We start from the raw sequence: 22,282 nt of genomic DNA, 5'->3' as shown, positions 1-22,282 counted from the left end.
ATCACCTCAATAGGGGTCGACTGCGTCGCGCAGTCCGTCGCCGAGCGCATTGAAGGCGAAGACGGTGACGAGCACGAAGCCGACGGGAGCGAGAATCCAGGGATAGGAGCCGATGACCGAATAGGTCGCCGTATCCTGCAGCATCAGCCCCCAGGAAATCAGCGGCGGCTTGACGGCAAAACCGAGGAAACCGAGGAAGGATTCCAGAAGCACGACGCTCGGTATGTGCAGCGTCACCGCAACGATGACGTGGCTCATCACGTTCGGGAAGATATGCTGGATGATGATGCGCCGGTCGGTGGCGCCGACGGCCATCGCCGCCCTGACATAATCGATGCGGGCGAGTGCCAGCGTCTTGCCGCGCACCTCGCGCGACATCTGCGCCCAGCCGAGCGCCGACATGACGAAGATGACGAAGGCGAGGAAGACGTTGGTCGGCGCCGTCACCGGGATCAGCGAGGTCAGCGCCAGATAGAGCGGCAGCTGCGGGAAGGCGAGCACCAGTTCGACGAAGCGCTGCAGCCAGATGTCGAAGGTGCCGCCGAAATAGCCGGAGACCATGCCGACCGTCGTGCCGATCAGGGTGACGATGAAGACCACGGTCAGCGCAATCATCAGTGAGATGCGCGAGCCGATGATGGCGCGCGACAGCACGTCGCGGCCGAACTTGTCGGTGCCGAGGAAATGCACCGGCTGGCCGTCGGTCGAGCCGAAGAAGTGGCGGTCGGCCGGGATCAGGCCGAACAGCTTGTATTCGGCGCCTTTGACGAAGAAGCCGAGCAGCCGCGGATTGTCGTAATCCATGCCGACGATCGGCTGGAAGGTGACCGGGTCGAGCTCCTCGGAATCCGACAGCGCATAGACGCGCGGCTGGAAGACGAAATTGCCGTCCTTGTCGTGGAAGCTCATCACCTGCGGCGGCGCGAAGCCGACATCGGTCGCCTTCGGGTCCATCGGCGCAAAGAAATCGGCAAAGACCGCCATGAGGATCAAGAGCCCGACGAGGATAAGCCCGGCCATGCCGGTCCAGGAGCGCCTGAGCCGGCGCCAGACGAGTGCCAGATAGCTCTCGCTGCCGTGCGACGGCTTCTTCACCGCAAGTTCGGTGGGGGGCGTGGCGGACGAGTCGAAAGCAAGCATCTCAGGCTCCTCCGTATTGACGGACGCGCGGGTCGAGCAAAGCGAGCAGCATGTCGGCGATGATATTGCCGACGATCAGCGTCGCCGACAGCACCATCATGAAGGTCGCGGTGACATAGACGTCGCCGATCGCCATCGAGCCGACGATCGCCGGGCCGACGGTCGGCAGCGCGAAGATGATGGCGGTTTCGATCTCGCCGGTCAGCATGTAGGGCAGCACGACGCCCTGATACATGACGAGCGGATGCAGGGCGTTCGGCACCGCGTGGCGCATCACGACGGCGCCGCCGGAAAGTCCCTTGGCCTTGGCCGTCTCGACATATTGGGCGTTCAGCGTATCGAGCAGGTTGCCGCGCATGACGCGCATATTGTAGGCGAGCCCGCCGAAGGTGGCGATCGCCACGACCGGCCAGACATGGCTGACGAGATCGACGAATTTCGCCCAGGACCAGGGCGCCCCGCCATACTGCGGCGAGAAGAAGCTGCCGATCTCCGTCACGTTGAACTGGAAGACCAGGAGATAGACGATGATCAGCGCCATCAGGAAGCGCGGCACCGTCATGCCGAGGAAGGAAATTCCCGAAAGCAGGCTGTCGATCCAGCTGTATTGCCGCGTCGCCGCCCAGATGCCGAAGCCGATTCCGAGCACGGAGGCGAAGATGTGGCAGACGAGCGCCAGAAGCAAAGTGCGCGGCAGGCGTTCGCCGACGACGTCTGCGACCGGCTTGTTGTAGAACATGCTGTAGCCGAAATCGCCGCGGGTGACGATGCCGCCGATCCAGTTGACGTATTGCACGACCATCGGCTTGTCGAGGCCGTGTTCGACCCGGTAGGCCTGCGCCTGCGCCTCGGCCTGGGCATAGGAGGCGCCGCCCTGGTTGATCAGCTGGGAGCGGATGTAATCGGCGTAGTCGCCGGGCGGAGCCTGGATGATCGCGAAAGTCACCACGCTCAGGATGAAGAGAACGGGGATCGCGGAGGCTATGCGCACGAGCAGGAATCGTAACATCAGACGGTTCGCTTCTCCTTGCCGCCGGTCGCTCCTCGTCAGCGCGGCCGGCTTGTTGGTCATATCAGGCCGCGCGCGGCACGCGCGGCCCGAATTTCACTTCAGCTGGGAGGGAGCTTTTCCCGCGCGTCGCACTCTCTGCGACGCGCTTTAGCTTCGTTACCAGGCGACCTCAATCAATTGATCGGGCCCTTGTCGCCGGGCTTGCCGGGCAGCTGCTCGGGGAACAGCTCATATTTGCCCTGCTTGTCGGCGGCCACCCACAGGCGTTCGCGGATGACCGAGTCTTCAGCCCAGTTGAACATCATGATCGGCGTTCCCTGCGGCACATTCGAGAAGCGCTTGTTGACGATCAGCGCGCCCGGATATTCTGTCAGACCGACCGTGTTGACGTGCTCGGTCGAGATCTTCTGATACTGCTTCATCAGATCGACACGCTCGTCATTGTTCTGGCTGGTCCTGAACTTGTTGACGACGTCAATGAGCTCCTTCTCGAACGGCATCAGATCGAGCTGGTCATCCTTGCCGGCGCGGTGATGCCAGCTGGTGCGCGGGCCGACCGGGGCAAGCTGCTCGGTATTCTGCACCACCGACGACAGTTCCGTGGCGTTGCGCTGGATCAGCCAGTCGAAGCGGCCGGCATAATGGGCGTCGTCACGCTTGGCGCCGTCGAGCGCATTGATGACGATCTTCAGCCCGAGCTTTTCCATCTGGCCGACGACACCTTCGGCAAGGCTCTTGTCGGTCGTGTACTGATTGTTGATCAGCATGACGATTTCGACATTCTTGCCGCCGGCCGTGCCGGCCGGGAAGTTCACGATGCCGTCGCCGTCCGTATCCTTGAGCCCTGCCTTGGCGAGTTCGGCCTTGGCGCCCTTGAGATCGAAGGGATAGTAGACGGTGGAGTTGCGGTCGTAGAAGCTGGTGCCGGAGGACAGTCCGCCCGGATAGATCGCCGTGAACGGCCCCTTGACCAGCGAGTCGCCGATCGCCTTGCGGTCGAGCGCCATGCTGACGGCCTTGCGGAAGTCCTCGTTGCGGTTCAGCTCGCGGATCGCCTGGCCACGCTCATCCGGGTTGCCCCAGCCATTGGCGGAGAAGTTCATCCTGAGGTTATAGCCGATCAGGCGCGGCCCGAAGGCCAGGCGGGCGGGCGCGGTCTTTTCGGCGGCGCGCTTCAGCGAGGCGACGAAGTTTTCCGGCTGCTCGAGGTTCGAGAAGTCGGCGGAGCCCGCCACCGCCTGCACGTCGCGGTCGGCCCAGGTCGAGAGCTTGTAGTGCAGCTCGTTGAGATACGGCAGCTGATTGCCCTTCTCGTCGACCTTCCAGTAATAGGGGTTGCGCCGCAGCACGATGATGTCGTCGGAGCGATATTCCACCGGCACCCAGGCGCCCATCACAGGCATGTTCATGTATTCCGGCGGGAAGGCGTTCTTGAACTGGTCGTAGGTGTTCTTCGAATATTTCGGATGCTGGGGTTTCAGGATATGCGACGGACCCGGGCAGAAGTTCGGGTAGGCCATCGTATAGAGATATTGTTTCGGGAAGGCCTCCTTGAAGGTCCATTCGACGGTGTAGTCGTCGATCTTCTTCAGCGTCGTGCCGACACCGAAAGCCTCCGGCGAAGCGCCGCCGCCGAGCGGCGAGACGTTGGGATCGATGACTTCGTCCTCCCAGTAGAACATGATGTCATCGGCACTGAACGGCGCGCCGTCCGACCACTTCGCGCCTTCGACCAGGTGCATGGTCAGCTTATGGCCGTCCTCGGACCAGTCCCAGCTCTTGGCCAGGTTCGGCAGCGGCTCGGTGTCCTGGGCTTTGACCTGGAACAGCGGCGCGGTGCGCGTCAGGCATTCGGACAGGCCGATATCGATACCGCCCCAGCCCTGCGTCTGGCCGGCGCCGTAATTCCAGCCTTCCGGCCGGCCGCCGATGACATGGCGCATCGTATCGCCGTAGACGCCGGTGCCGTCGGGCATATTGCCCGTCTTGAAGACCAGCGGCTCCTTCGGCAGCCGGTCCTTGACCGGCGGCAGCTTGCCGGCGGAAACGAAATTCTTCGTCACCCAGTCGGGCTCGTGATATTCGGGCAGCGCCTTGAACTCCAGAATGGAGTCGCGCGCGACATAATTGATCTTGCCTTCGGCCGGAAATTCCGGCGGCACCGGCGGCACGGTCGGTTCGGAAGCATAGGCATGCAGCGCCAAGACCGAGACGCCGAGCGCCAGTCCGGCCAGAATGCCTGCTTTGCGGAAATTCATCATCGTTTCTCCCTCTTGTTCCGGAGCGCGGGCGTCACCGGGCTCCTTTCTCCTCGAACGGCGTGAAAGCGGGTCGATGTCATGGATTTCCCTCCCGGAAACCCATGACGACCCATCCTTCACGAAAATCAGCCGGCCTGTTTCAGCGCCGCCTTTTCCGCGCGCAGCTCTTCGATCGAGCGGACGCTGCGGCGTGCGGCCCCGGCCCAGTCGCGGGTCTGCACCTTCGATTTCGACAGCCGCTCCTTGGCGGCCGGCACGGCATCGGCATATTGCGGCAGCCAGCGCGCCTGGGCAACGACCATCTCGTCGACCATCTGCCAGACCTCCTCGGGCGTCGAGACGGCGCCGACCAGCGGATCGTGCAGCACGGCGAGCTTCAGAAGGTCGATGTCGCCCGAGATCGCCGCATGCACCGACATGCGCTGGACGTTGATCGAGGAAATGCAGGTGGCCGCACAGGCTTCCGGCAAGGTGACGCCGGAGACCATGTTGATGCCGAAGCGATCGACGAAGCCGGGCGATTCGATGATCGCATCGGCCGGCAGGTTGGTGATGACGCCGTTGTTCTTGACGTTGAAATGGCCGCGATAGACCCGGTTGGTCTCCAGCGCCTCGAGAATATGGCTGGCATGTTCGTTCGAACGCTTGGCCGGATCGATCGGCTTGCCGGCGGATTCCAGGAATTGCGGGAATTCCGTCTCGAACCAGTTGCGGGTTTCGGTGGAATAGCGGAGGTAACCGCCGGTCTCGCCGTGGATCCAGTCGGACATGTCGATCCAGCGGGTAATTTCCTCCGGCCGCTTGCGGTACCAGGGCAGGTATTCCGAAAGGTGGCCGTTGCTCTCGGTCGAATAGACGCCGAAACGCTTCAGCACGTCGATGCGCAATTTCTCCTGCTGCGAATAGACGGGATGCGCCTCGAAGGCCGCCACCAGCTCATCCTTGCCGATCTTGCGGCCGTTGAGGCGCAGGTCGATGAACCAGGTCTGGTGGTTGATGCCGGAGCAGACATAGTCGAGCTCACCAAGCGATTTGGCGCCGAGCACCTCGGCGATCTGTTCGGCGCCGTGCTGGACGCCGTGGCAGAGGCCGACGGTATCGACCTTGCCGTATTCGATCGCCGCCCAGGTGTTCATCGCCATCGGATTGGCATAGTTGAGGAATTTCGCGCCCGGCTCGGCGACCTCCCTTATATCCTTGCAGAAGTCGAGGATGACGGGGATGTTGCGCTGGCCGTAGAGAATGCCGCCGGCGCAGATCGTATCGCCGACGCATTGGTCGATGCCGTATTTCAGCGGAATTCTGATGTCGTCGGCATAAGCCTCGAGCCCGCCGACCCTGACACAGCTGATGATGTAACGCGCGCCTGCCAGCGCCTGGCGCCGGTCGGTCGTCGCCGTCACCTTGGTCGGCAGCCCGTTCGACTCGACGATCCGGTCGAGGATCGCCTTGATCATTTCGAGATTGTGTTCGCTGAGATCGGTCAGCGCGAATTCGACGTCGCGGAACTCCGGCACGCACAATATGTCGGTGAACAGCTTCTTGGTGAAACCGACGCTGCCCGCACCGATGATAGCGATTTTGAAACTCATGATCTTCACCTCGACCCAATGGAATGCTAGAGAAAAGACCGGTTATGGAGGATCAGGCCGCATGCCGGCGCATGTGGTTGAAAAAGCCGTAAAATCTGCCTGTTTTCCTCCCGGCCGCTTTTATCGGCCGTCGTCTCCTCTTATTGTCGAGCGGGATTATGCCCGAATCCGGCGGGCCGACCAGAGAAGGATTATGCTTTCAGGGGTAATTTTGTGCTGCAGGATTTGATCGCCAACGGACAGTCGATGAGGACGGTTTCGCTGCCCCGCGGCCGCCAGCGCCTGCACGCCATGCCGACCAGTGCCGGCTATGAAGTGCGGGAGAACGAGACCTATGACTGGGACGGCCGAAAACGTGGACAAACCCCGTTCACCGTGCTGCAGCACACGATCAGCGGCAGCGGCCGGCTGCGCTACCAGAACCGCAACTATCGCCTCCAGGGCGGCGACACGCTCTTGGTGCTCGTCCCGCACAATCATCGCTACTGGCTGGAGAAGGGCGAGCGCTGGGAGTATTTCTGGATCTCGATGAATGGCGAGGAAACCCTGCGCATCCACCAGCTGGTGCTGTCCACCGCCGGCCCGGTCTTGAAGCTGCAGCCTTCGACCATCGATCATCTCGCCGATTGCAGCCTGCGCCTCGTCAAGGGCGCGACCTCACCGGGTGCGGCCTCGGCGATCGCCTATGAAGCGGCGATGGCGCTCTATGACGACGTCTTCAACTCACCGGCCTTTGCCGCCGAGCTCAGCCTGATGCAGCCGGTGATCGACCATATCAACGCCAATCTCGACAAGCCGCTGCCGGTCAATGAACTCGCCGCCATCGTCGGCCTCAGCCGCGCCCATTTCTCCCGCAGCTTCGCCGAAAGCGAAGGCGTGCCGCCGGCCGAATTCGTGCTGCAGCAGCGGCTGCAGCGCGCCGTCAAGCTGTTGACCAAGGCGGACTTCCTGCCGGTCAAGGAGGTCGCCATCATGTGCGGCTTCGAGGACGCCAATTATTTTTCGAAGGTCTTCCGCCGCGTCTACGGCACCAACCCCACCGAATTCCGCACGACCGGCATGTATGCCAGCATCGGCCGGCCGAAATAACGCCGGCCGCCGCGCAGCCGGCTCTCAGGCGCGGACTTCGAACACCATGTTGAACGGCGTTTCGGTCGCCCGGCGGAAATGCTTGAAGCCGGCGTCGAGCGCCACCTTGCGCAGCTTCATTTCCCCCGCCTGGGCGCCAAGCCCAAGCCCCACCTCCTGGGAGAGCGATGCCGGCGTGCAGATCATCGTCGAGGCGCCGTAATAGACACGCCCGACCGGATTGAGGTTGTCCTTGAGATGATCATGGGCAAAGGGCTCGACGATCAGCCAGGTGCCGTTCGGCGCCAGCGTCTCCTTGACGTGCCGGCCGGCGCCGACCGGATCGCCCATGTCGTGCAGGCAGTCGAACATCGCGACCATATCATAGTCGCGCCCCGGAAATTCCGCCGCCTTGCCCTGCTCGAAGGTGACGCGATCGGCGACGCCGGCTTCCTTGGCGGCGGCCTTCGCTCTTTCGATCGACGGGCCGTGATAGTCGAAGCCGGTAAAATGCGAGGCGGGATAGGCCTGCGCCATCAGGATGGTCGAGGCGCCGTGACCGCAGCCGACATCGGCGACATTGGCGCCGGCCTTGAGTTTTTCGTCCATGCCGGCGAGCGCCGGAATCCATTCGTTGACGAGATGGCTGTTGTAGCCCGGGCGGAAGAAGCGCTCGGTGCCGCGGAAGAGGCAGGTGCTGTGTTCATGCCAGCCGAGACCCTTGCCGGTGCGGAAGGCTTCGGCGATCTTCGGCTCGTCCATCCACATGGATTGCACCACCTCGAAGGCGCCGACGAAGAAGGCCGGGCTGTTTTCCTCGGCAAAGACCATCGCCTGTTCTGCCGTCAGGCTGAAACGATCGGTCTTCTCATCGTAAACGATATAATCCGCAGCAGCCTGGGCGCTCAGCCATTCCCTGACATAGCGCTCCTTGATCCCGGTTTTGGCGGCAAGCTCTTCAACGCTCACCGGCTTCCCGTCGGCCATCGCCTTGTAGAGCCCCACCTTGTCGCCAAGCACGACCAAGGCACCCGACATGGCAGCGCCGACATCGCCGACGAGGCGACCGACAAGCGCATCGAGTTTCTGCATATCTGGCTCACGCATCGTTACCTCCCGGGCGTGACAAAGGAGCCCTAAATTAGGCTTTAATGATATGCAGTCAATCAACCCTCCCTATCGCCCAATGAGGCTAGATATCGAAGTCGCAGGAATTTCATCGGCTTGCTTTCTTCGGACGCGCTCACATCTTCATAGGGCTGCCCCAGAGCCAGATCAGAGTTCAATGCCAGGTGGATATTCATGCTGTCTCCAGCCCAGTGCCGTGCCGCGCGTGCTCTCATCGCCTGGTCCAAGCGGGATCTGTCGGCAGCCTCCGAGATCACCAAGGCGACGATTGCCGCTTTCGAGGCCGGAAAACTTTCCCCCGACGCGCCAACGCTGCGGCATATCAAGCGCGCCCTGGAAGACGCCGGCGTGCTTTTCATCGCGGAGAATGGCGGCGGCGCCGGCGTTCGCTTGGCAAAACCGGCCTCGGCTTCTATAGACACGAACGAGACCGAGACGGTCCAATATGAAGAATATCTCAAAAACGACGCCCCTCCCGGCGCTGGCGGCTGAATGACGAAGAAGCAGAAGTTTGAGCACTCCGAACTGGCCGGAGAATTCACCGACGACGGCATCACCGTGCTCGTCGATATTTTTCGAACCGCCGGCAGCAACGAGGACTGGACGATGGAAGTCGTCACCCAGTCGGAGGACCTGATCCGCTGGGACGAGCCCTTTGCGACCGACCGGGAGGCTTTCGACGAATTCCTCGCGGTGGTGGCGCGCGACGGCATCCGATCCCTTCTCGAAGACGAAGAGCCTTCCGTGCATTGAGGGACAGCCCCGTGAAAAGCATCAATGATCTCGTCGCTTCGGCGAAAACCGTCTGCGACCGATACCGCGCCGGGCGGATGGAGCGCGAAACCGTGCGCGAATGGGTGCTCGGACTGGGCGCCTATCCATCGCCGCATGGCGACCGGGTGCGCGAAGCGGCCGAATGGTTCCGCCTGCACAATCGCGAGCCTGTGTCGGAAGATATCGTGCTCGTCGATATCGACCGGCTCAAGGCGATTTCAGCGCTGTGACGAGGTAGCGCTTTGCTTCAGCGGCGATCCGGACTAGCGCAATTGCGCCGTTACTCGGCGGCGTAGGACCAATGACGATCATGAGCCTTAGGCATAATGCCCTCATCTCAGCTTCCATGCGAAGAGGCCTGGGGGTTTTGCAGCTTCGGTAAACGTGACACGCTTACGCGGCTGACATGGCTCCTGGATCTCATGCGTGAAGCGCAAACCAAGCGCGGCTAGGTTATTTTAATTCGTGCCATAAGTAGAAGGAACAGCACGTGGCAGCATTTCCGGAAAAGGCAAAGGTCGTCATCATCGGGCTCGGCGGCATCGTCGGCGCCTCCATCGCGCATCATCTCGTCGAGCGCGGATGGGACGATATCGTCGGCATCGACAAGTCGGGCATACCGACCGATATCGGCTCGACGGCCCACGCCTCGGACTTCTGTTACACCACCAGCCACGACTATCTCTCGGTCTGGACCACACAATATTCGATCGATTTCTACGAGAAGATGGGCCACTACGCCCGCATCGGCGGCCTCGAAGTGGCGCGCACCGGCGACGACGCCTGGATGGAGGAAATCAAGCGCAAGCTGTCCTCGGCCCGCGCGTTCGGCACCCGCGCCCATTATGTCAGCCCTTCCGAGATCAAGGAAAAGTTTCCGCTGATCGAGGAAGATCAGGTGATGGGCGGCCTGTTCGATCCGGATGCCGGCCTCGTCATCCCGCGCTCGCAGACCGTCGCCGGCAAGCTGGTCGATGCCGCCGAAAAGGCCGGCAAGCTGCAGGTGTTCGGCAACACGCCGGCCAAATCGCTGATCGTCGAAGGCGGCCGCATCAAGGGCGTCGTCACCCATCGCGGCACGATCATGGCCGACCACGTCATCGTCTGCGCCGGCCTCTGGGGACGCCTGATCGCCGAGATGGTCGGCGAAGACCTGCCGGTCATGCCGGTCGATCACCCGCTCACCTTCTTCGGCCCCTATAACGAGTTCGAAGGCACCGGCAAGGAAATCGGCTTCCCGCTGCTGCGCGACCAGGGCAACTCCGCCTATATGCGCGATACCGGCGACCCGGCGACGACCGAGGGCGGCCAGATCGAGTGGGGCTATTACGAAGCCAACAATCCGCGCATGTGCCATCCGCGCGAGCTTCTCGAAAAACACGAAGCCCGCCTTTCGCCCTCGCAGCGCGATCTCGAGATGGAACAGATCCTCGAGCCGCTCGAGCGCGCCATGGAACTGACGCCGATCCTCGGCGAACTCGGCTATAACGAAGGTCACTCCTTCAACGGCCTGCTGCAGGTTTCCGCCGCCGGCGGCGCATCCTGCGGCGAGAGCCAGAAGGTGCGCGGTCTCTGGTATTGCGTTGCCATCTGGGTCAAGGACGGCCCGGGCTACGGCAAGCTGATCGCCGACTGGATGACCGACGGCCGCACCGAAATCGATCACAACAGCATCGATTACGCCCGCTTCTATCCGCATCAGCTGACCGAAGAGTTCATCGAAGGCCGCTGCTACGAAGCCGCCCAGAAGATCTATTTCCCCGCCGTCCACACCCGCGAACCCTATCTGTCCGGCCGCAACGCCAAGCGCTCGCCCTTCTACGAGCGCGAAAGGGAGCTGGGCGGTTACTTCATGGAGCTCGGCGGCTGGGAGCGTGCGCACGGCTACGCCGCCAACGAGCACCTTCTGGAGAAATACGCCGACCGCGTGCCGGTTCGCGAGAACGAATGGGACAGCCGGCATTTCTGGCGTGTGTCGAATGCCGAGCATCTGGCGATGAGCGAGGATTGCGGCATCGTCAATCTCAGCCATTTCCACATGGTCGATATCGAGGGACCTGACCATGTCGAGCTGATGGAATGGCTGTGCGCCGCCAAGGTCGGCGGCGACGCCAACATCGGCAAGGGCGTCTACACCCACTTCCTCGACGACGAAGGCATGGTGCGCGCCGACTTCACCGTCTTCCGCATGGCCGACCGCTGCCGCCTCGTCAACGGCGCCGATGCCGGCCCGCGCGACCTGCACTATATGAAGCGCGTCGCCCAGGACCGCGGCCTCGACGTGACCATCACCGACGTTTCGGAGAAATTCGTGACGGTCGGCATCTGGGGACCGAATGCGCGCGACACGCTGAAGAAGGTCGTGGCCGATCCGGCCGGGCTCGATCAGGAAAACTTCGCCTTTGCGGCGATCAAGCCGATCGAAATCGCCGGCAAAACGGTCACCGCCTTCCGCATCTCCTATGTCGGCGAGCAGGGCTGGGAACTGCACATGAAGTACGAAGACGGCCTCGCCGTCTGGGATGCGCTGCGCTCGACCGGCGTGATGGCCTTCGGTGTGGAAACCTATGCAAACTCGCGCCGCATGGAAAAGAGCCTGCGCCTGCAGAACGCCGACCTGCTGACCCAGTACAACCTGATCGAAGCCGATCTCGCCCGTCCGAAGGTCAAGGAAGCCGATTTCCGCGGCAAGGCAAAACATCTGGAATACAAGGCGCGCGAGCACCAGCCGGCCATGCTCTGCACGCTCGTGATGACCGAGAATACCGACAAGTCGGGCGTCAAGCGTTATCCGCTCGGCAACCTGCCGGTCGTCGATCCCGCCACCGGCGAGGTCCTGGTCGACGAGCTCGGCCGCCGCTCCTACACGACCTCGATCGCCTACGGCCCGACGGTCGGCAAGAACATTGCGCTCGCCTACCTGCCCTGGTCGCATTGCCAGGTCGGACGCAAGCTGAATGTCGAATACTTTGCCGAGACCTATCCGGTGGAAGTCGTCGGCGTCGGCTACAAGCCGATCTATGACCCGGAAAACCTGAAGCCGCGCACCTAAGCGCTCAAGCACTTGTGGCGCCGCAGGGATGGGGCGCCACAAACATTGACCCGCTTTTTCCTCAGATGAAAGCGGTATCGAAGAGGCGAGAAAGCTCCCACACTTAATGTCCTGCCAGCGAATGCGGCTTGACACATTATGAGTCTTTACTCATAATTGCATCAGATGGAAAATCTACCCCGCCCTACCCGGCCGCTCCTTTGGATAGCGTCGAGCCGCAAAGACTATGCGGAGTTTCCGCCCAAAGTGCAGGAAGCTTTTGGCTTTGAGCTGTTTCTGGCACAGACGGGGCAACACCCTCCATCGGCAAAGATGCTCAAGGGACTCGGCAATGGTATAGTGGAGCTGGTCGAAGACCACGACAGCGATACCTACCGCGCCGTTTATACGGTTCGTTTTGAAACGGCCGTTTATGTGCTGCACTGCTTCAAGAAGAAGTCCAAGCGCGGCATCAAAACCCCTCAGAGCGATATCGAGCTGATCAAGCACCGGTTCCGCGACGCGGAAGCCCATTATGCAGCCAAACAAAATGAGGAGCGCAAGCGATGAAAACCGAACATGTCGAGGTTCATGCCGGCCACCCCAACATCTTTGCGGAGCTGGGGCTACCGGACGCCGAAAACCACTTCTTGAAAGCGCAGATTGTGGCGGCCCTGCACCGCCTCGTCAACGAGCGCAAACTCAACCAGGCCAAGGCCGGAACCATTATGGGCATCACTCAGCCGGAAGTGTCCCGCCTCTTCCGGGGGCATTTCCGGGAATACTCCGTTGAACGGCTCATGAGCTTCCTGACAGCTTTCAACCAGGACGTTGAAATTGTCGTAAGGCCTCATGCCAAGGCCGGAGAAGCCGGCAACATAACCTTCAATGCCGTCACGGCTTAACGAGAACGGCCCCGGCCGAGATACTCATTATTCGTTGGCAGGCGGCGTCGAATGTAGAGGCGCTACCGCCTGTCGCCATTTCCGGCTTCAGCGGCATCATCGGGGGCTCGGCTCGGAACGAAGCGTTTCGAGATCAGCCAGCAGCCGAGCGCCCAGAGCGCGCCCGCACACCATCCGGCGAAGACGTCGGTGGGATAGTGGACGCCGAGATAGATCCGGCTCAAACCGATGATGACGGCGAGGAAAACGCCTGCCGCCATCACGAAAATCCGCGTCGAGCGGTAACGTTGCGTGCGTGCGACCAGCGCGCCGAGCGTCAGATAGGTCACCGCCGAGACCATGGCGTGACCGGAGGGAAAGCTGAGGTCGCTGACTTCGACGAGATGCGGCACGATATCGGGGCGCGGTCGCGCAATGAGGATCTTCAGCGTCGTGCTCGCCAGCCATCCTGTCAACACCGAGGAAAAGATGAAGAGCGCGATCGGCCAGCGCCGATCGAGCAAGAGATAGACGGTGATGAGAACCGTCAGCAGCGAGAGAACGGTGACGCCGCCGAGGCTGGTAATATCGTCGAAGGCATGCGTCAGCCAGCCGGGGCCGATCGGCACGGCCAGATCGTCCGCCCGTCGCAGCGCCAGCAGGATCGCCTCGTCGAAGCGGAATGTCTCGCCCTCGAGAACCTCGCTCGTCAGCCGCTGCAGCAGGAACAGCCCGCCGGCGATGGATGCCATGGTGATCAATGTCAGCGGCTCATATGCGCTGAGTCTCGCCAAAAATCCGCGTCGTTGAACCTCACTCATACCTGCCGTCGAACTCCCTTCTGATCACGCCGATACCCGCCAGATCGGCAAGGCGAGCCGCAAATTCAAGACCTTGCAGCATTTACAGGCATCCCGGTAGCAAAAGCTCAACCTTCTTTTGCTATGGCTGGAGCCGGTTGTCCTGGAGAGGTTTCGGCGATGAAAATTCTGACCGCGATGGTTCTGATGGCAGCCGCCCTGCCGCCGGTCTCCGCCTTCGCAGAGACCGAATGGATGGGCGGCGCGAGACAATGGTCGGTCGGCTTTGCCAATGAAAGCCCGCATCCTTATTGCCGGCTGCTGTGGAACAGCGAGATCGGCAAAACCATGGAATTCCGCCAGAGCGCCACCGAGACCTTCTGGCTGGTGACGAAAAACACCTGGGATATTCCGGCCGGCACCAAGACCGAGGTGACGCTGACCGATCGCGACGTGACGAAAGTGGTCGCCGCCGAATTCTTCGACAAGACCACGCTTCGCCTCTGGCCGATGGGCAGCAAGGGAAGCGCCGGCTTGAAAAAGATCATCAAGAATTCCTTTGCCGGAACCCCTGATGTGCGGCTGACCTTTGCCGGCGACGAAGGCGACTGGACGCTGCCGCTCTCGCGGGTGGATCAGCTCTATCCCACTTTCGCCCAGTGCCTCAAGCGCCTCGAGGCCAGCGAACCGGCCAAGCAGGATTCGGCGACAAGTAAACCTTTCTGACAGCTCTCGCCTAGATAACCGGCGGCGCGGTCTCGCGGATCAGGCTGCGCACGGCCTCGATATCACCGTTCTGCGGCCGCTCGTCGCCATAATGCGAGATGGACTGCCGCACCGCCTGGTAGACGAGATCCGTGCCCGGCGCCCGCGGCGCCGTCGCCGCCAGGAAATCATGCGCCTGGGCAGCCGCCATCAGTTCGATCGCCAGGATATATTCGGCATTGTCGATGACGGCGTGCAGCTTGCCGGCGGCGGCTGTCGGATGGGCGAGGAAATCCTCCTGCAGGCCGGAGGTCAGGCCGCCGTCCAGGGCCGCGGGCGCGGCAAGGCGGCGGTTGTCGTTGCTGAGGGCTGCTGCGGTATATTGGGCGATCATGAAGCCGGAATGGCTGCCGGCATCGCTCGCCAGAAACGGCGGCAGGCCGCTGACCAGCGGATTGACCAGCCGGTCCATGCGCCTTTCGCTGATCGCGCCGATCTGCGCCAGCGCGATGGCGAGACTGTCGGCCGCCTGCCCGAGCGCCGGCGCCACGGCATGCGCCTCTGAGGAGACGATCGGATTTTCGGGCGTGCCCGAGACGGCGGGATTATCGGTCACCGAGGCAAGCTCCTGATCGGCGATACGGGCTGAATTGTCGAAAACATCGCGGGCGGCGCCATGGGCATGCGGCACCGAGCGCAGGCTCAGCGCATCCTGGGTGCGCCGGCCGAAGGCGGCGGCGACGAGGCCGCTGCCCTCAAGCCGTGCGCGCAAGGTGGCGCCGACTTTCGCGATCCCGGCCGACGGGCGCAGTGCCAGCACCGCCTCGTCGAAGGCGGCGATCTGGCAGCCTGCCGCTTCCAGCGTCAGTGCCGCGATGGCATCGGCCCAGTCGAGCAGCCGTTCGGCGCGCAAAAGTGCTGCGGCGGTGAGCCCGGTGGCGCAGGCCGTACCGTTGACAAGGCTCAAGCCCTCCTTGGCGCCGAGCACCAACGGCTGAAGGCCGATCGCCGCCAGCGCCTCACGGCCACTCATGCGCCGGCCGGCTACAGTGGCGCTGCCTTCGCCGATCAGGACGAGCGCGGTATGAGCATTGTGGGTGAGGTAGCCGGCCGAGCCTTTCGACGGCACGTCGGGAATGCAGTCATGCTCCAGCAGGGCTGCGAGATGCTCGACGATCTCGCGCCGCACGCCGGAATGGCCATGGGCGAAATTGGCGATCTGGACGGCGATGATGGCGCGCACGTCGCGTCCGGCCAGCAGCGGCCCGACGCCGCAGGCATGGCTGAGCACGATGCTGCGCGACAGCAGGCTCTGCGAGGCCCGGTCGACGACCGTATCGGCGAGCGCCCCGACGCCGGTGTTGACGCCGTAGGCGCGCACGCCGGTCTCGACGATACGCTCGACGATGCGGCTTGCCTGCTCGACCCGCGCCCAGGCGGCCGGCGACAATGCAAGCGCTTCCCCTGCCCCGACGCGCGCGACATCGCGCCAGGTCAGCACTCTATCGATGGTGACGGTCATTGGCCTGTTCCGAAATGGCCGATGAACTGGCGGAAGGCGGGTGTGGCGCCTGTTGTGAACATTTCATCCGGCTTGCCGCTGCTTTCGATCAGCCCCTCGCGCATGAAGACGACACGGTTCGAGACGTTGCGGGCAAAGCTCATCTCATGGGTGACGACGAGCATGGTCATGCCTTCCTCGGCAAGCGCGCGCATGACCCGCAGCACTTCGCCGACAAGTTCCGGATCGAGCGCCGAGGTCGGCTCGTCGAAAAGCATCACCTTCGGTTTCATCGCCAAAGCGCGGGCGATTGCGGCGCGCTGCTGCTGGCCGCCGGAGAGATGGGCGGGATAGGCATGGCGTTTATCAGCGATGCCAACCTTTTCGAGCAGCGCTTCGGCCTCGGCGATGCAGTCGGCGCGCGGCCGCTTCAGCACATGGATCGGCCCTTCGATGACGTTCTGCAAGATGGTCATATGGGACCAGAGATTGAAGGACTGGAACACCATGCCGAGTTCGGAGCGGATATGATCGACCTGCTTCTGGCTCGCCGGCCTTGTCTTACCGTTCTTGTGAACCATCTCGATGTGCTCGCCATCGACCCAGATCTCACCGTCACTCGCGGTTTCGAGCAGGTTGATACAGCGCAGAAAGGTCGATTTGCCGGAGCCGGAGGCGCCGAGCAGCGAAATCACATCGCCGTCCTCGGCATCGAGGGAAATGCCGCGCAGCACCTCGTGCGTGCCGAAGCTCTTGCGGATATTGCGGACCGAAAGTCGGGTTACGCCTGGCATGGTTGCTCCAATCAGGTCAAATCGCTTACGCCTTCAGCGGCTGCGGAGCCGCGCGGCGGTGTCGGGACAGCGAATATTCGAGCAGGGCCATGCCCTGCAGGATGATGAAGTTCAAAACGAGATAGATGATCGCGGCACAGAGGAAGACTTCCATCGTCCGGTAGGTCTGCGAGATCAGCCGCTGGGCCACACCGGTGACCTCCCAGACGGTGACGAGGCTGGCGAGCGCCGTCGATTTCATCATCAGCACGATCTCGGTAGAATAGGCCGGCAGCGCGTGGCGGAAGGCGATCGGCGCCAGGATGCGGCGCACCATCAGGAAGCCGGACATGCCGATCGAGCGCGCCGCCTCGATCTCCTTCGGCGAAACGGCGCGAATGCCGCCGCGAAAAATTTCCGCCGTGTAGCCTGCCGTGCAGAGCGCCAGCGACAGCACGGCGCAGACCATCGGCTCGCGCAGGAAGGGCCAGAGGAAGGAATAGCGGATGACGCCGAACTGGCCGAGGCCGTAGAACACCAGGAACATCTGGATCAACAGCGGCGAGCCGCGGAAGACGAAGATATAGCCCTTGGCGAAACCCGACAGATAGCGGTTGCCGCTGACCCGCATCGTGACGATGACCAGCGCCAGCAGGCCGCCGAAGAAGATCGACAGTGAAAACAGGATCAGCGTCGTCGGCACGGCCTTCAGCAGCGTCACCATGGTCGAGGCGAGAAAGGTGAAATCCATCATCGCCTCCTTATGCCTGGCCCATGGCGGAGGCCGGCATGCTGCGATTGGCGCGGCGCTCCGCACCGTTGAAGATGCGGTCGGAAAGGCTGGTCAGGATCAGGTAGAGGCAGCCACCGGCGATGAAGAACAGAAAATATTGCCGGGTCGAACCCGCCGCCACCTGGCTGGTGCGCATCAGCTCGGCAAGACCGGTGACCGAGATCAACGCCGAATCCTTGAGGCTGAGCTGCCAGACATTGCCGAGGCCGGGAATCGCGAAGCGAAGCACCTGCGGGATGATGATGCGGCGGAAGCGCATGCCGCGATGCATGCCGATCGCCGAAGCGGCTTCGAGCTCGCCCTTGGAAATGGCGAGGAAAGCGCCGCGGAACACCTCCGCCTGATAGGCGCCGGAGATGATGCCGACGGCAAGCGCGCCGGCGGCAAAGGAGGGCAGGCCGAGAAAACCCTCATAGCCCATCGCCTTGCCGATCGAGGTGACGGCCGAGGAGCCGCCGAAATAGATGAGATAGATGATCAGCAGTTCCGGCACGCCGCGAAACACGGTCGTATAGACATTGCCGAGCGCCACGAAGAAGGGATTGCCGGAGAGCTTCGCACCCGCCACGATCGCGCCCAGCACCGCGCCGATCGCAAGCGCCGTCGCGGTGACGGCCAGCGTCATCAAGGCGGCGAAAATAAGCAGCGCGCCCCATCCCGTCGAGCCAAAGCCAAGCAGTTCCAAACTTGCCATATCGTCCGTTCCCCGTCCGCGGCAGTGTTTTGTGGATTGACAATAACACGCAGTCCCCGGCGATAAAGCCGGAGACCCGTGTCTGCGGCCGAAGGGCCGAAACGCTTACTGCTGCGGGCTGACGTCCATCTTGAACCACTTCATCGAGAGGTTCTTGACCGTGCCGTCGGCAAGCGCCGACTTGATCGCCACGTTGAGCTTGTCACGCAGGTCCGTATCGGCCTTGCGCAGTCCGAGGCCTTCACCCTCGCCCCAGATCGGACCGGCGATCTCGGGACCGGTGAAGTCGAGCGCGCCGTTGGCGGCCTGGAAGGCATTGGCGAAATAGACGGCGTCATCGAAGCCGAGGTCGATGCGGCCGTTCTGCAGGTCGAGGTCGCGGTCGGCGCCGGTCTTGTATTCGCGGATCTCGGCAATGTCGCCGAAATTGTCATAGACGAATTTGGCGTAGACGGTCGCCGCCTGAATGCCGATCGTCTTGCCCTTGAAGAGTTCCTTCAGAGCGTCGATCTCCTTCACGCCGGTCTGGCCGGGTGTCATCTTGATCGTGGCGCCGGTGCCGGCGGCTTTTGCCAGCGGGCCGTCCTTGGCGGTGGCGAAGGCGGCGGGCGTCGCGGCATAGGGAACGGTGAAATCGATGATCTGCTTGCGCTCCTCGGTGATCGACAGCGCATCCATGATGACGTCGAACTTGCCGGCATTCAGCGCCGGGATCATGCCGTCCCAGTCGGAGGCGACCAGCGTGCATTCGATCTTGGCGCGTTCGCAAAGCACCTTGGCAAGCTCCGGCTCGAAACCGCCGAGCGTGCCGTCGGCATTGGTGAGGTTCCACGGCGCATACGCGCCTTCAAGCGTGATGGTCGCCTTCGTCCAGTCCTTGGCAAAGGCGGGAGCGGCAAAGGTGGAAAGAGCGGCGACGCCGCAAAACAGGATTGCGCTGAATTTCATTGATGAATTCTCCTCTGGAGTTGAAACAGACCTTGCGGCGTCTTCCGCCGATCTTCGCCGGCTTGCCCTTTCCGTCCTATTTTCGTCTCAAGGACCGATTGGGAGGTTGTATATGGTACCATATGAGATATTTTGTGATATGCAAGTGGAAAGTCGATTATGTGGCAAATTGAATCCGTGCATAAGGAATAGGCAATGAAGGGGTCCGGCGAGATGAAGCGCGACCTGGCGGGAAATGACAGCACGCCGCTCTATGCCGGCGTCAAGCAGGTGATCCTCGATCGCATCCACAGCGGCGAATGGCCGCCGAAATACCGCGTGCCGTCGGAAAACGAGCTGGTCGTCGAGCTCGGCGTCAGCAAGATGACAGCCAACCGGGCGCTGCGCGAACTCGCCAATGAGGGCGAGCTCGTCCGCATCCAGGGCGTCGGCTCCTTCGTCGCCGAGCGCAAGGGCTATTCGGCGCTGTTCGAGGTGCGCAACATCGCCGAGGAAATCGCCGAACGCGGCCATCTCCACGAGGCTTCCGTCGTCATTCTCGCCCGGGAAACCGCCTCTCCCGAGATTGCCGACGCCTTGGAACTGGCAATCGGCGCCGCCGTTTTTCACTCGCTGATCGTCCATAGCGAAAACGGCGTTCCGGTGCAGATCGAGGACCGGTTCGTCCATCCGGAAGCCGCGCCCGAATATCTCGAGCAGGATTTCACGACGCTGACGCCGAACGCCTATCTGACGGCCGCCGCCCCGCTCAGCGGCTCCGAGCACGTCGTCGAGGCGGCGATGCCGCAGGCCTGGGAATGCAAGCTTTTGACCATCCTGAAGAGCGAGCCCTGCCTGACGATCCGCCGGCGCACATGGTCGGCCAAACAGGTGGTTTCGACCGCCCGCCTCGTCTATCCCGGCTATCGCTACCGGCTCGAAGCGCGCAGCGGCAAGATGTTCGAAGACTAAGACACCCGCTATCTTGTATATGGAACCTTGCTTATTGTGACGCTGGCGTGAACCTTGCCACCAGCGCGTGACGATCGCCGGGATAGGTGAAGCGCACATGGGTCACCGGGCCGGCGCCGCTCCAGGTGCGGCGCTCGACCACCAGGCAGGCGGCGTTGCGGGGGATGTCGAGGGCGGCGGCCACCTCGGCATTGGCGGAAACGGCGTGAATCCGGTGCTCGGCGGCGCTCCACGGCACCTGGTTGAGCAGCCACGGCCCCGGCGCCACCGTCAGGAAATCGGCATCGGCGGCCTCCGGCACGGTCGCAAGGCTGATCAGCCGCTCCTCCAGGCAGAAGGGCCGTGCGCCGGCATTGTGGATGCAGACCACCTCGACGACCGAGGACGCCACAGGCAGTTCCAGCCGGCGACTGTCTTCCGCCTTGGCCTTGCGGCTCGCCTTCTTCGCAACCGCATAGGAATAGGGCAGGTTCAGCGACTGCACCTCGGCCTTGATGTCGTGGATTTCGAGAACCGCCGATTGCGCCTGCGGCTGGGTGACGAAGCTGCCGGATTTTTTGCGGCGCTCGATCAGGCCGGCCTTGGCGAGCTGGGTCAGCACCTTGTTCACCGTCATCCGCGAGACGTCATACTGGGTGGCGAGATCGACCTCGAAGGGAATGCGATGACCCGGCGGCCATTCGCCCGAGACGATACGGCCCTCGATGTCGCTCAGGATGCGCTGATGCAAGGTGGGGTCCCTGCTTTGATTCATCGCCACGTTCCGATTGGTTTCCCGATCTAGTCCGAATGCCCCGCTCATGAAAAGCGCTTTTTCAGCCGGCCAGCAATTCGCCCATCGCGGCGAGGAAACGCCGGTCGATGGCGTCGCGCTTGAAATGACGCCCGCCTTCCACCTGCTTGCGGCCGCGCGCCCAGACGCAATCGACGGAAACGCCGCCGGCAAACAGCCAGTGATCGAGAATCTGGTCGCCGGAGAGATAGGGAACGGCCGACGTATCGAGCGAAACGAGATCGGCGTGATGGCCCTCGGCGAGACCGGCCGGGGCTTTGAGCGCCGCGCCGCCGCCGGCGAGCGCCTGGCTGAACAGCGCAAGCGCCGTCGAACCGCCGGGTGCGGCAATGACGTTGCGGGCGCGAAGCGCCAGACGCTGCGAATATTCGAGCTGGCGCAGCTCCTCCGGCAGCGAGATCCGCACGTTGGAATCCGAGCCGATGCCGTAGCGCCCGCCCTCTTCGAGGAAAAGCGGCGCGGCAAAGGCGCCGTCGCCGAGATTGGCTTCGGTGATCGGGCAGAGACCGGCAATCGCGCCGCTTTTCGCCATCCGCCGTGTCTCGTCCTCGGTCATATGCGTCGCATGGATCAGGCACCAGCGCTCATCCACAGGCATATGATCCAGCAGCCATTGCACGGGCCGCGCTCCCGACCAGGCGACGCAGTCCTCGACCTCCTTCACCTGCTCGGCGACATGGATATGGATCGGGCCGTCGCCCGCCATCGGCACGAGCATCGCCAATTCCTCTGGCGTTGCGGCGCGCAGGCTGTGCGGCGCAAGCCCGAGCTCGGCGCCGTCGAGCCGGCCGGTCACGCCACGGCATCCCTCCATCAGCCTTTCGAAGCTTTCGAGCGAGTTGATGAAGCGCCGCTGGCCGTCGATCGGCTGAGCGCCGCCGAAGCCGGAATGGGCATAGAAAACCGGTAGAAGCGTCAGACCGATGCCGGTCTCCTGGCTCGCCGCCCCGATACGTTCGGCAAGCTCGGCGATATTGGCATAGGCCGCGCCATCCCTGTCGTGATGGAGATAATGGAACTCGCCGACGCGGGAAAAGCCTGCCTCCAGCATCTCCGCATAAAGCTTGGCCGCAACCGCCTCGACATGCTCCGGCGTCATCGCCAGCGCGAATTTGTACATGACGGTGCGCCAGCTCCAAAAGCTGTCGTTGGCCGGACCGCGCACTTCGGCAAGACCGGCCATCGCCCTTTGGAAGGCATGGCTGTGCAGATTGCCCATGGCCGGAACGATCAGAGCATGGCGCTCATCGCCGGGCGCGGCGGCAACGCCGGCCTCGACCCGGGCGATGCGCCCGCCTTCCAGCGTCAGCCGCACGTCCTTCTGCCAGCCTTGCGGCGTCAGCGCCGTGCCTGCGTGAACTGTGGTCATGGCCTTTTCTCCACTTCTGCCGCGCCGCCGATCTTTCTTTTCCAGAAGAGCGCGCAAAATTTCTC

Annotated in this window: 22 protein-coding genes; 9 read left to right on the top strand and 13 right to left on the bottom strand. The window is 62.8% G+C overall.

The genetic code is table 11. The features are described from left to right. Positions 1–6: 6 nt before the first annotated feature. The 4 genes from CO655_RS04760 to CO655_RS04745 all read right to left on the bottom strand — a co-directional run bounded on the left by CO655_RS04760 (position 7) and on the right by CO655_RS04745 (position 6,005). On the bottom strand, positions 7–1,140 hold the full coding sequence (locus CO655_RS04760) for an ABC transporter permease (RefSeq protein WP_097663969.1): 1,134 nt from the start codon (positions 1,138–1,140) through the stop codon (positions 7–9). A gap of 1 nt (position 1,141) precedes the next feature. Further along, a complete protein-coding gene (locus tag CO655_RS04755; RefSeq protein WP_010031684.1) occupies positions 1,142–2,149 on the bottom strand; it encodes an ABC transporter permease in 1,008 nt (335 codons plus the stop codon). 176 nt (positions 2,150–2,325) lie between these two features. Continuing rightward, positions 2,326–4,413, bottom strand: a complete 2,088-nt coding sequence (locus tag CO655_RS04750; RefSeq protein WP_097663968.1) for an ABC transporter substrate-binding protein — start codon at positions 4,411–4,413, stop codon at positions 2,326–2,328. 125 nt (positions 4,414–4,538) lie between these two features. Then, entirely contained in the window at positions 4,539–6,005 is a 1,467-nt protein-coding gene (locus CO655_RS04745) for an alpha-glucosidase/alpha-galactosidase (protein WP_097663967.1), read from the bottom strand. Between the two features lie 246 nt (positions 6,006–6,251). Between CO655_RS04745 and CO655_RS04740 the strand changes: the two genes are divergently transcribed. Further along, positions 6,252–7,094 carry an AraC family transcriptional regulator gene (locus CO655_RS04740; RefSeq protein WP_097664077.1) on the top strand — a complete coding sequence of 281 codons (843 nt, stop codon included), beginning with the start codon at positions 6,252–6,254 and terminating at the stop codon, positions 7,092–7,094. 24 nt (positions 7,095–7,118) lie between these two features. Here the strand turns inward: CO655_RS04740 and CO655_RS04735 are convergent, their stop codons facing one another. After that, positions 7,119–8,180, bottom strand: coding sequence for a class I SAM-dependent methyltransferase (locus CO655_RS04735; RefSeq protein ID WP_097663966.1), 1,062 nt, complete (start codon positions 8,178–8,180; stop codon positions 7,119–7,121). A gap of 195 nt (positions 8,181–8,375) precedes the next feature. Between CO655_RS04735 and CO655_RS04730 the strand changes: the two genes are divergently transcribed. From CO655_RS04730 to CO655_RS04705, 6 genes are all read left to right on the top strand, one after another. Then, positions 8,376–8,693, top strand: a complete 318-nt coding sequence (locus CO655_RS04730) for a helix-turn-helix transcriptional regulator (RefSeq protein WP_097663965.1) — start codon at positions 8,376–8,378, stop codon at positions 8,691–8,693. Next, positions 8,694–8,954, top strand: coding sequence for a hypothetical protein (locus CO655_RS04725; RefSeq protein WP_010032482.1), 261 nt, complete (start codon positions 8,694–8,696; stop codon positions 8,952–8,954). 11 nt (positions 8,955–8,965) lie between these two features. Next, on the top strand, positions 8,966–9,205 hold the full coding sequence (locus CO655_RS04720) for a hypothetical protein (RefSeq protein ID WP_097663964.1): 240 nt from the start codon (positions 8,966–8,968) through the stop codon (positions 9,203–9,205). A gap of 260 nt (positions 9,206–9,465) precedes the next feature. Further along, a complete protein-coding gene (locus CO655_RS04715) occupies positions 9,466–12,027 on the top strand; it encodes an FAD-dependent oxidoreductase (protein ID WP_097663962.1) in 2,562 nt (853 codons plus the stop codon). A 165-nt stretch (positions 12,028–12,192) separates the two neighbouring features. Then, positions 12,193–12,576, top strand: a complete 384-nt coding sequence (locus CO655_RS04710; RefSeq protein ID WP_097606618.1) for a type II toxin-antitoxin system RelE/ParE family toxin — start codon at positions 12,193–12,195, stop codon at positions 12,574–12,576. Then, complete coding sequence (locus tag CO655_RS04705) at positions 12,573–12,911, top strand: helix-turn-helix transcriptional regulator (RefSeq protein ID WP_097606619.1); 339 nt, start codon at positions 12,573–12,575, stop codon at positions 12,909–12,911. The genes CO655_RS04710 and CO655_RS04705 overlap by 4 nt, the downstream gene beginning before the upstream one ends. Positions 12,912–12,973: 62 nt before the next feature. Here the strand turns inward: CO655_RS04705 and CO655_RS04700 are convergent, their stop codons facing one another. Beyond that, the gene (locus CO655_RS04700; RefSeq protein WP_097663961.1) at positions 12,974–13,711 is read right to left on the bottom strand and encodes a phosphatase PAP2 family protein; all 738 of its coding nucleotides are present in this window, start codon (positions 13,709–13,711) and stop codon (positions 12,974–12,976) included. Positions 13,712–13,870: 159 nt separating this feature from the next. On the opposite strand from CO655_RS04700, the gene CO655_RS04695 reads away from it, so the two are divergent. Then, positions 13,871–14,416, top strand: coding sequence for a hypothetical protein (locus CO655_RS04695; protein ID WP_097663960.1), 546 nt, complete (start codon positions 13,871–13,873; stop codon positions 14,414–14,416). 10 nt (positions 14,417–14,426) lie between these two features. Here the strand turns inward: CO655_RS04695 and hutH are convergent, their stop codons facing one another. The 5 genes from hutH to CO655_RS04670 form a co-directional block, all read right to left on the bottom strand. Continuing rightward, positions 14,427–15,917 (bottom strand): histidine ammonia-lyase, encoded by a 1,491-nt coding sequence (gene hutH, locus CO655_RS04690; protein WP_097663959.1) that lies wholly within the window; start codon positions 15,915–15,917, stop codon positions 14,427–14,429. Next, on the bottom strand, positions 15,914–16,690 hold the full coding sequence (locus CO655_RS04685) for an ATP-binding cassette domain-containing protein (protein ID WP_040111353.1): 777 nt from the start codon (positions 16,688–16,690) through the stop codon (positions 15,914–15,916). Before CO655_RS04685 ends, hutH begins: the two co-directional genes overlap by 4 nt. A 25-nt stretch (positions 16,691–16,715) precedes the next feature. Continuing rightward, positions 16,716–17,420, bottom strand: a complete 705-nt coding sequence (locus CO655_RS04680; RefSeq protein WP_040111352.1) for an ABC transporter permease subunit — start codon at positions 17,418–17,420, stop codon at positions 16,716–16,718. 10 nt (positions 17,421–17,430) lie between these two features. Continuing rightward, on the bottom strand, positions 17,431–18,156 hold the full coding sequence (locus CO655_RS04675; RefSeq protein ID WP_097606624.1) for an ABC transporter permease subunit: 726 nt from the start codon (positions 18,154–18,156) through the stop codon (positions 17,431–17,433). Positions 18,157–18,261: 105 nt separating this feature from the next. Next, positions 18,262–19,104, bottom strand: a complete 843-nt coding sequence (locus tag CO655_RS04670) for a transporter substrate-binding domain-containing protein (protein WP_097663958.1) — start codon at positions 19,102–19,104, stop codon at positions 18,262–18,264. 195 nt (positions 19,105–19,299) lie between these two features. Between CO655_RS04670 and hutC (CO655_RS04665) the strand changes: the two genes are divergently transcribed. Then, on the top strand, positions 19,300–20,055 hold the full coding sequence (hutC, locus tag CO655_RS04665) for a histidine utilization repressor (RefSeq protein WP_010029431.1): 756 nt from the start codon (positions 19,300–19,302) through the stop codon (positions 20,053–20,055). Positions 20,056–20,086: 31 nt separating this feature from the next. On the opposite strand, the gene hutC (CO655_RS04660) is transcribed toward hutC (CO655_RS04665), so the two are convergent. After that, positions 20,087–20,809 (bottom strand): histidine utilization repressor, encoded by a 723-nt coding sequence (hutC, locus tag CO655_RS04660; RefSeq protein WP_097606627.1) that lies wholly within the window; start codon positions 20,807–20,809, stop codon positions 20,087–20,089. Positions 20,810–20,870: 61 nt separating this feature from the next. Further along, on the bottom strand, positions 20,871–22,217 hold the full coding sequence (locus tag CO655_RS04655; protein ID WP_097606628.1) for a formimidoylglutamate deiminase: 1,347 nt from the start codon (positions 22,215–22,217) through the stop codon (positions 20,871–20,873). Between the last annotated feature and the right edge of the window lie 65 nt (positions 22,218–22,282).

This window comes from Rhizobium sp. M1 (assembly GCF_002531805.1).
Classification (GTDB): Bacteria; Pseudomonadota; Alphaproteobacteria; order Rhizobiales; family Rhizobiaceae; genus Rhizobium; species Rhizobium etli_C.
This window is presented reverse-complemented; position numbering and strand designations above follow the sequence as displayed.

Excerpts from the sequence above, each read along its gene's own strand:
- CO655_RS04760 (WP_097663969.1), bottom strand. The coding sequence starts at position 1,140 with ATGCTTGCTTTCGACTCGTCCGCCACGCCCCCCACCGAACTTGCGGTG.
- CO655_RS04755 (WP_010031684.1), bottom strand. The coding sequence starts at position 2,149 with ATGTTACGATTCCTGCTCGTGCGCATAGCCTCCGCGATCCCCGTTCTC.
- CO655_RS04750 (WP_097663968.1), bottom strand. The coding sequence starts at position 4,413 with ATGATGAATTTCCGCAAAGCAGGCATTCTGGCCGGACTGGCGCTCGGC.
- CO655_RS04745 (WP_097663967.1), bottom strand. The coding sequence starts at position 6,005 with ATGAGTTTCAAAATCGCTATCATCGGTGCGGGCAGCGTCGGTTTCACC.
- CO655_RS04740 (WP_097664077.1), top strand. The coding sequence starts at position 6,252 with ATGAGGACGGTTTCGCTGCCCCGCGGCCGCCAGCGCCTGCACGCCATG.
- CO655_RS04735 (WP_097663966.1), bottom strand. The coding sequence starts at position 8,180 with ATGCGTGAGCCAGATATGCAGAAACTCGATGCGCTTGTCGGTCGCCTC.
- CO655_RS04730 (WP_097663965.1), top strand. The coding sequence starts at position 8,376 with ATGCTGTCTCCAGCCCAGTGCCGTGCCGCGCGTGCTCTCATCGCCTGG.
- CO655_RS04725 (WP_010032482.1), top strand. The coding sequence starts at position 8,694 with ATGACGAAGAAGCAGAAGTTTGAGCACTCCGAACTGGCCGGAGAATTC.
- CO655_RS04710 (WP_097606618.1), top strand. The coding sequence starts at position 12,193 with ATGGAAAATCTACCCCGCCCTACCCGGCCGCTCCTTTGGATAGCGTCG.
- CO655_RS04705 (WP_097606619.1), top strand. The coding sequence starts at position 12,573 with ATGAAAACCGAACATGTCGAGGTTCATGCCGGCCACCCCAACATCTTT.
- CO655_RS04700 (WP_097663961.1), bottom strand. The coding sequence starts at position 13,711 with ATGAGTGAGGTTCAACGACGCGGATTTTTGGCGAGACTCAGCGCATAT.
- CO655_RS04695 (WP_097663960.1), top strand. The coding sequence starts at position 13,871 with ATGAAAATTCTGACCGCGATGGTTCTGATGGCAGCCGCCCTGCCGCCG.
- hutH (WP_097663959.1), bottom strand. The coding sequence starts at position 15,917 with ATGACCGTCACCATCGATAGAGTGCTGACCTGGCGCGATGTCGCGCGC.
- CO655_RS04685 (WP_040111353.1), bottom strand. The coding sequence starts at position 16,690 with ATGCCAGGCGTAACCCGACTTTCGGTCCGCAATATCCGCAAGAGCTTC.
- CO655_RS04680 (WP_040111352.1), bottom strand. The coding sequence starts at position 17,420 with ATGGATTTCACCTTTCTCGCCTCGACCATGGTGACGCTGCTGAAGGCC.
- CO655_RS04675 (WP_097606624.1), bottom strand. The coding sequence starts at position 18,156 with ATGGCAAGTTTGGAACTGCTTGGCTTTGGCTCGACGGGATGGGGCGCG.
- CO655_RS04670 (WP_097663958.1), bottom strand. The coding sequence starts at position 19,104 with ATGAAATTCAGCGCAATCCTGTTTTGCGGCGTCGCCGCTCTTTCCACC.
- hutC (WP_010029431.1), top strand. The coding sequence starts at position 19,300 with ATGAAGGGGTCCGGCGAGATGAAGCGCGACCTGGCGGGAAATGACAGC.
- hutC (WP_097606627.1), bottom strand. The coding sequence starts at position 20,809 with ATGAATCAAAGCAGGGACCCCACCTTGCATCAGCGCATCCTGAGCGAC.
- CO655_RS04655 (WP_097606628.1), bottom strand. The coding sequence starts at position 22,217 with ATGACCACAGTTCACGCAGGCACGGCGCTGACGCCGCAAGGCTGGCAG.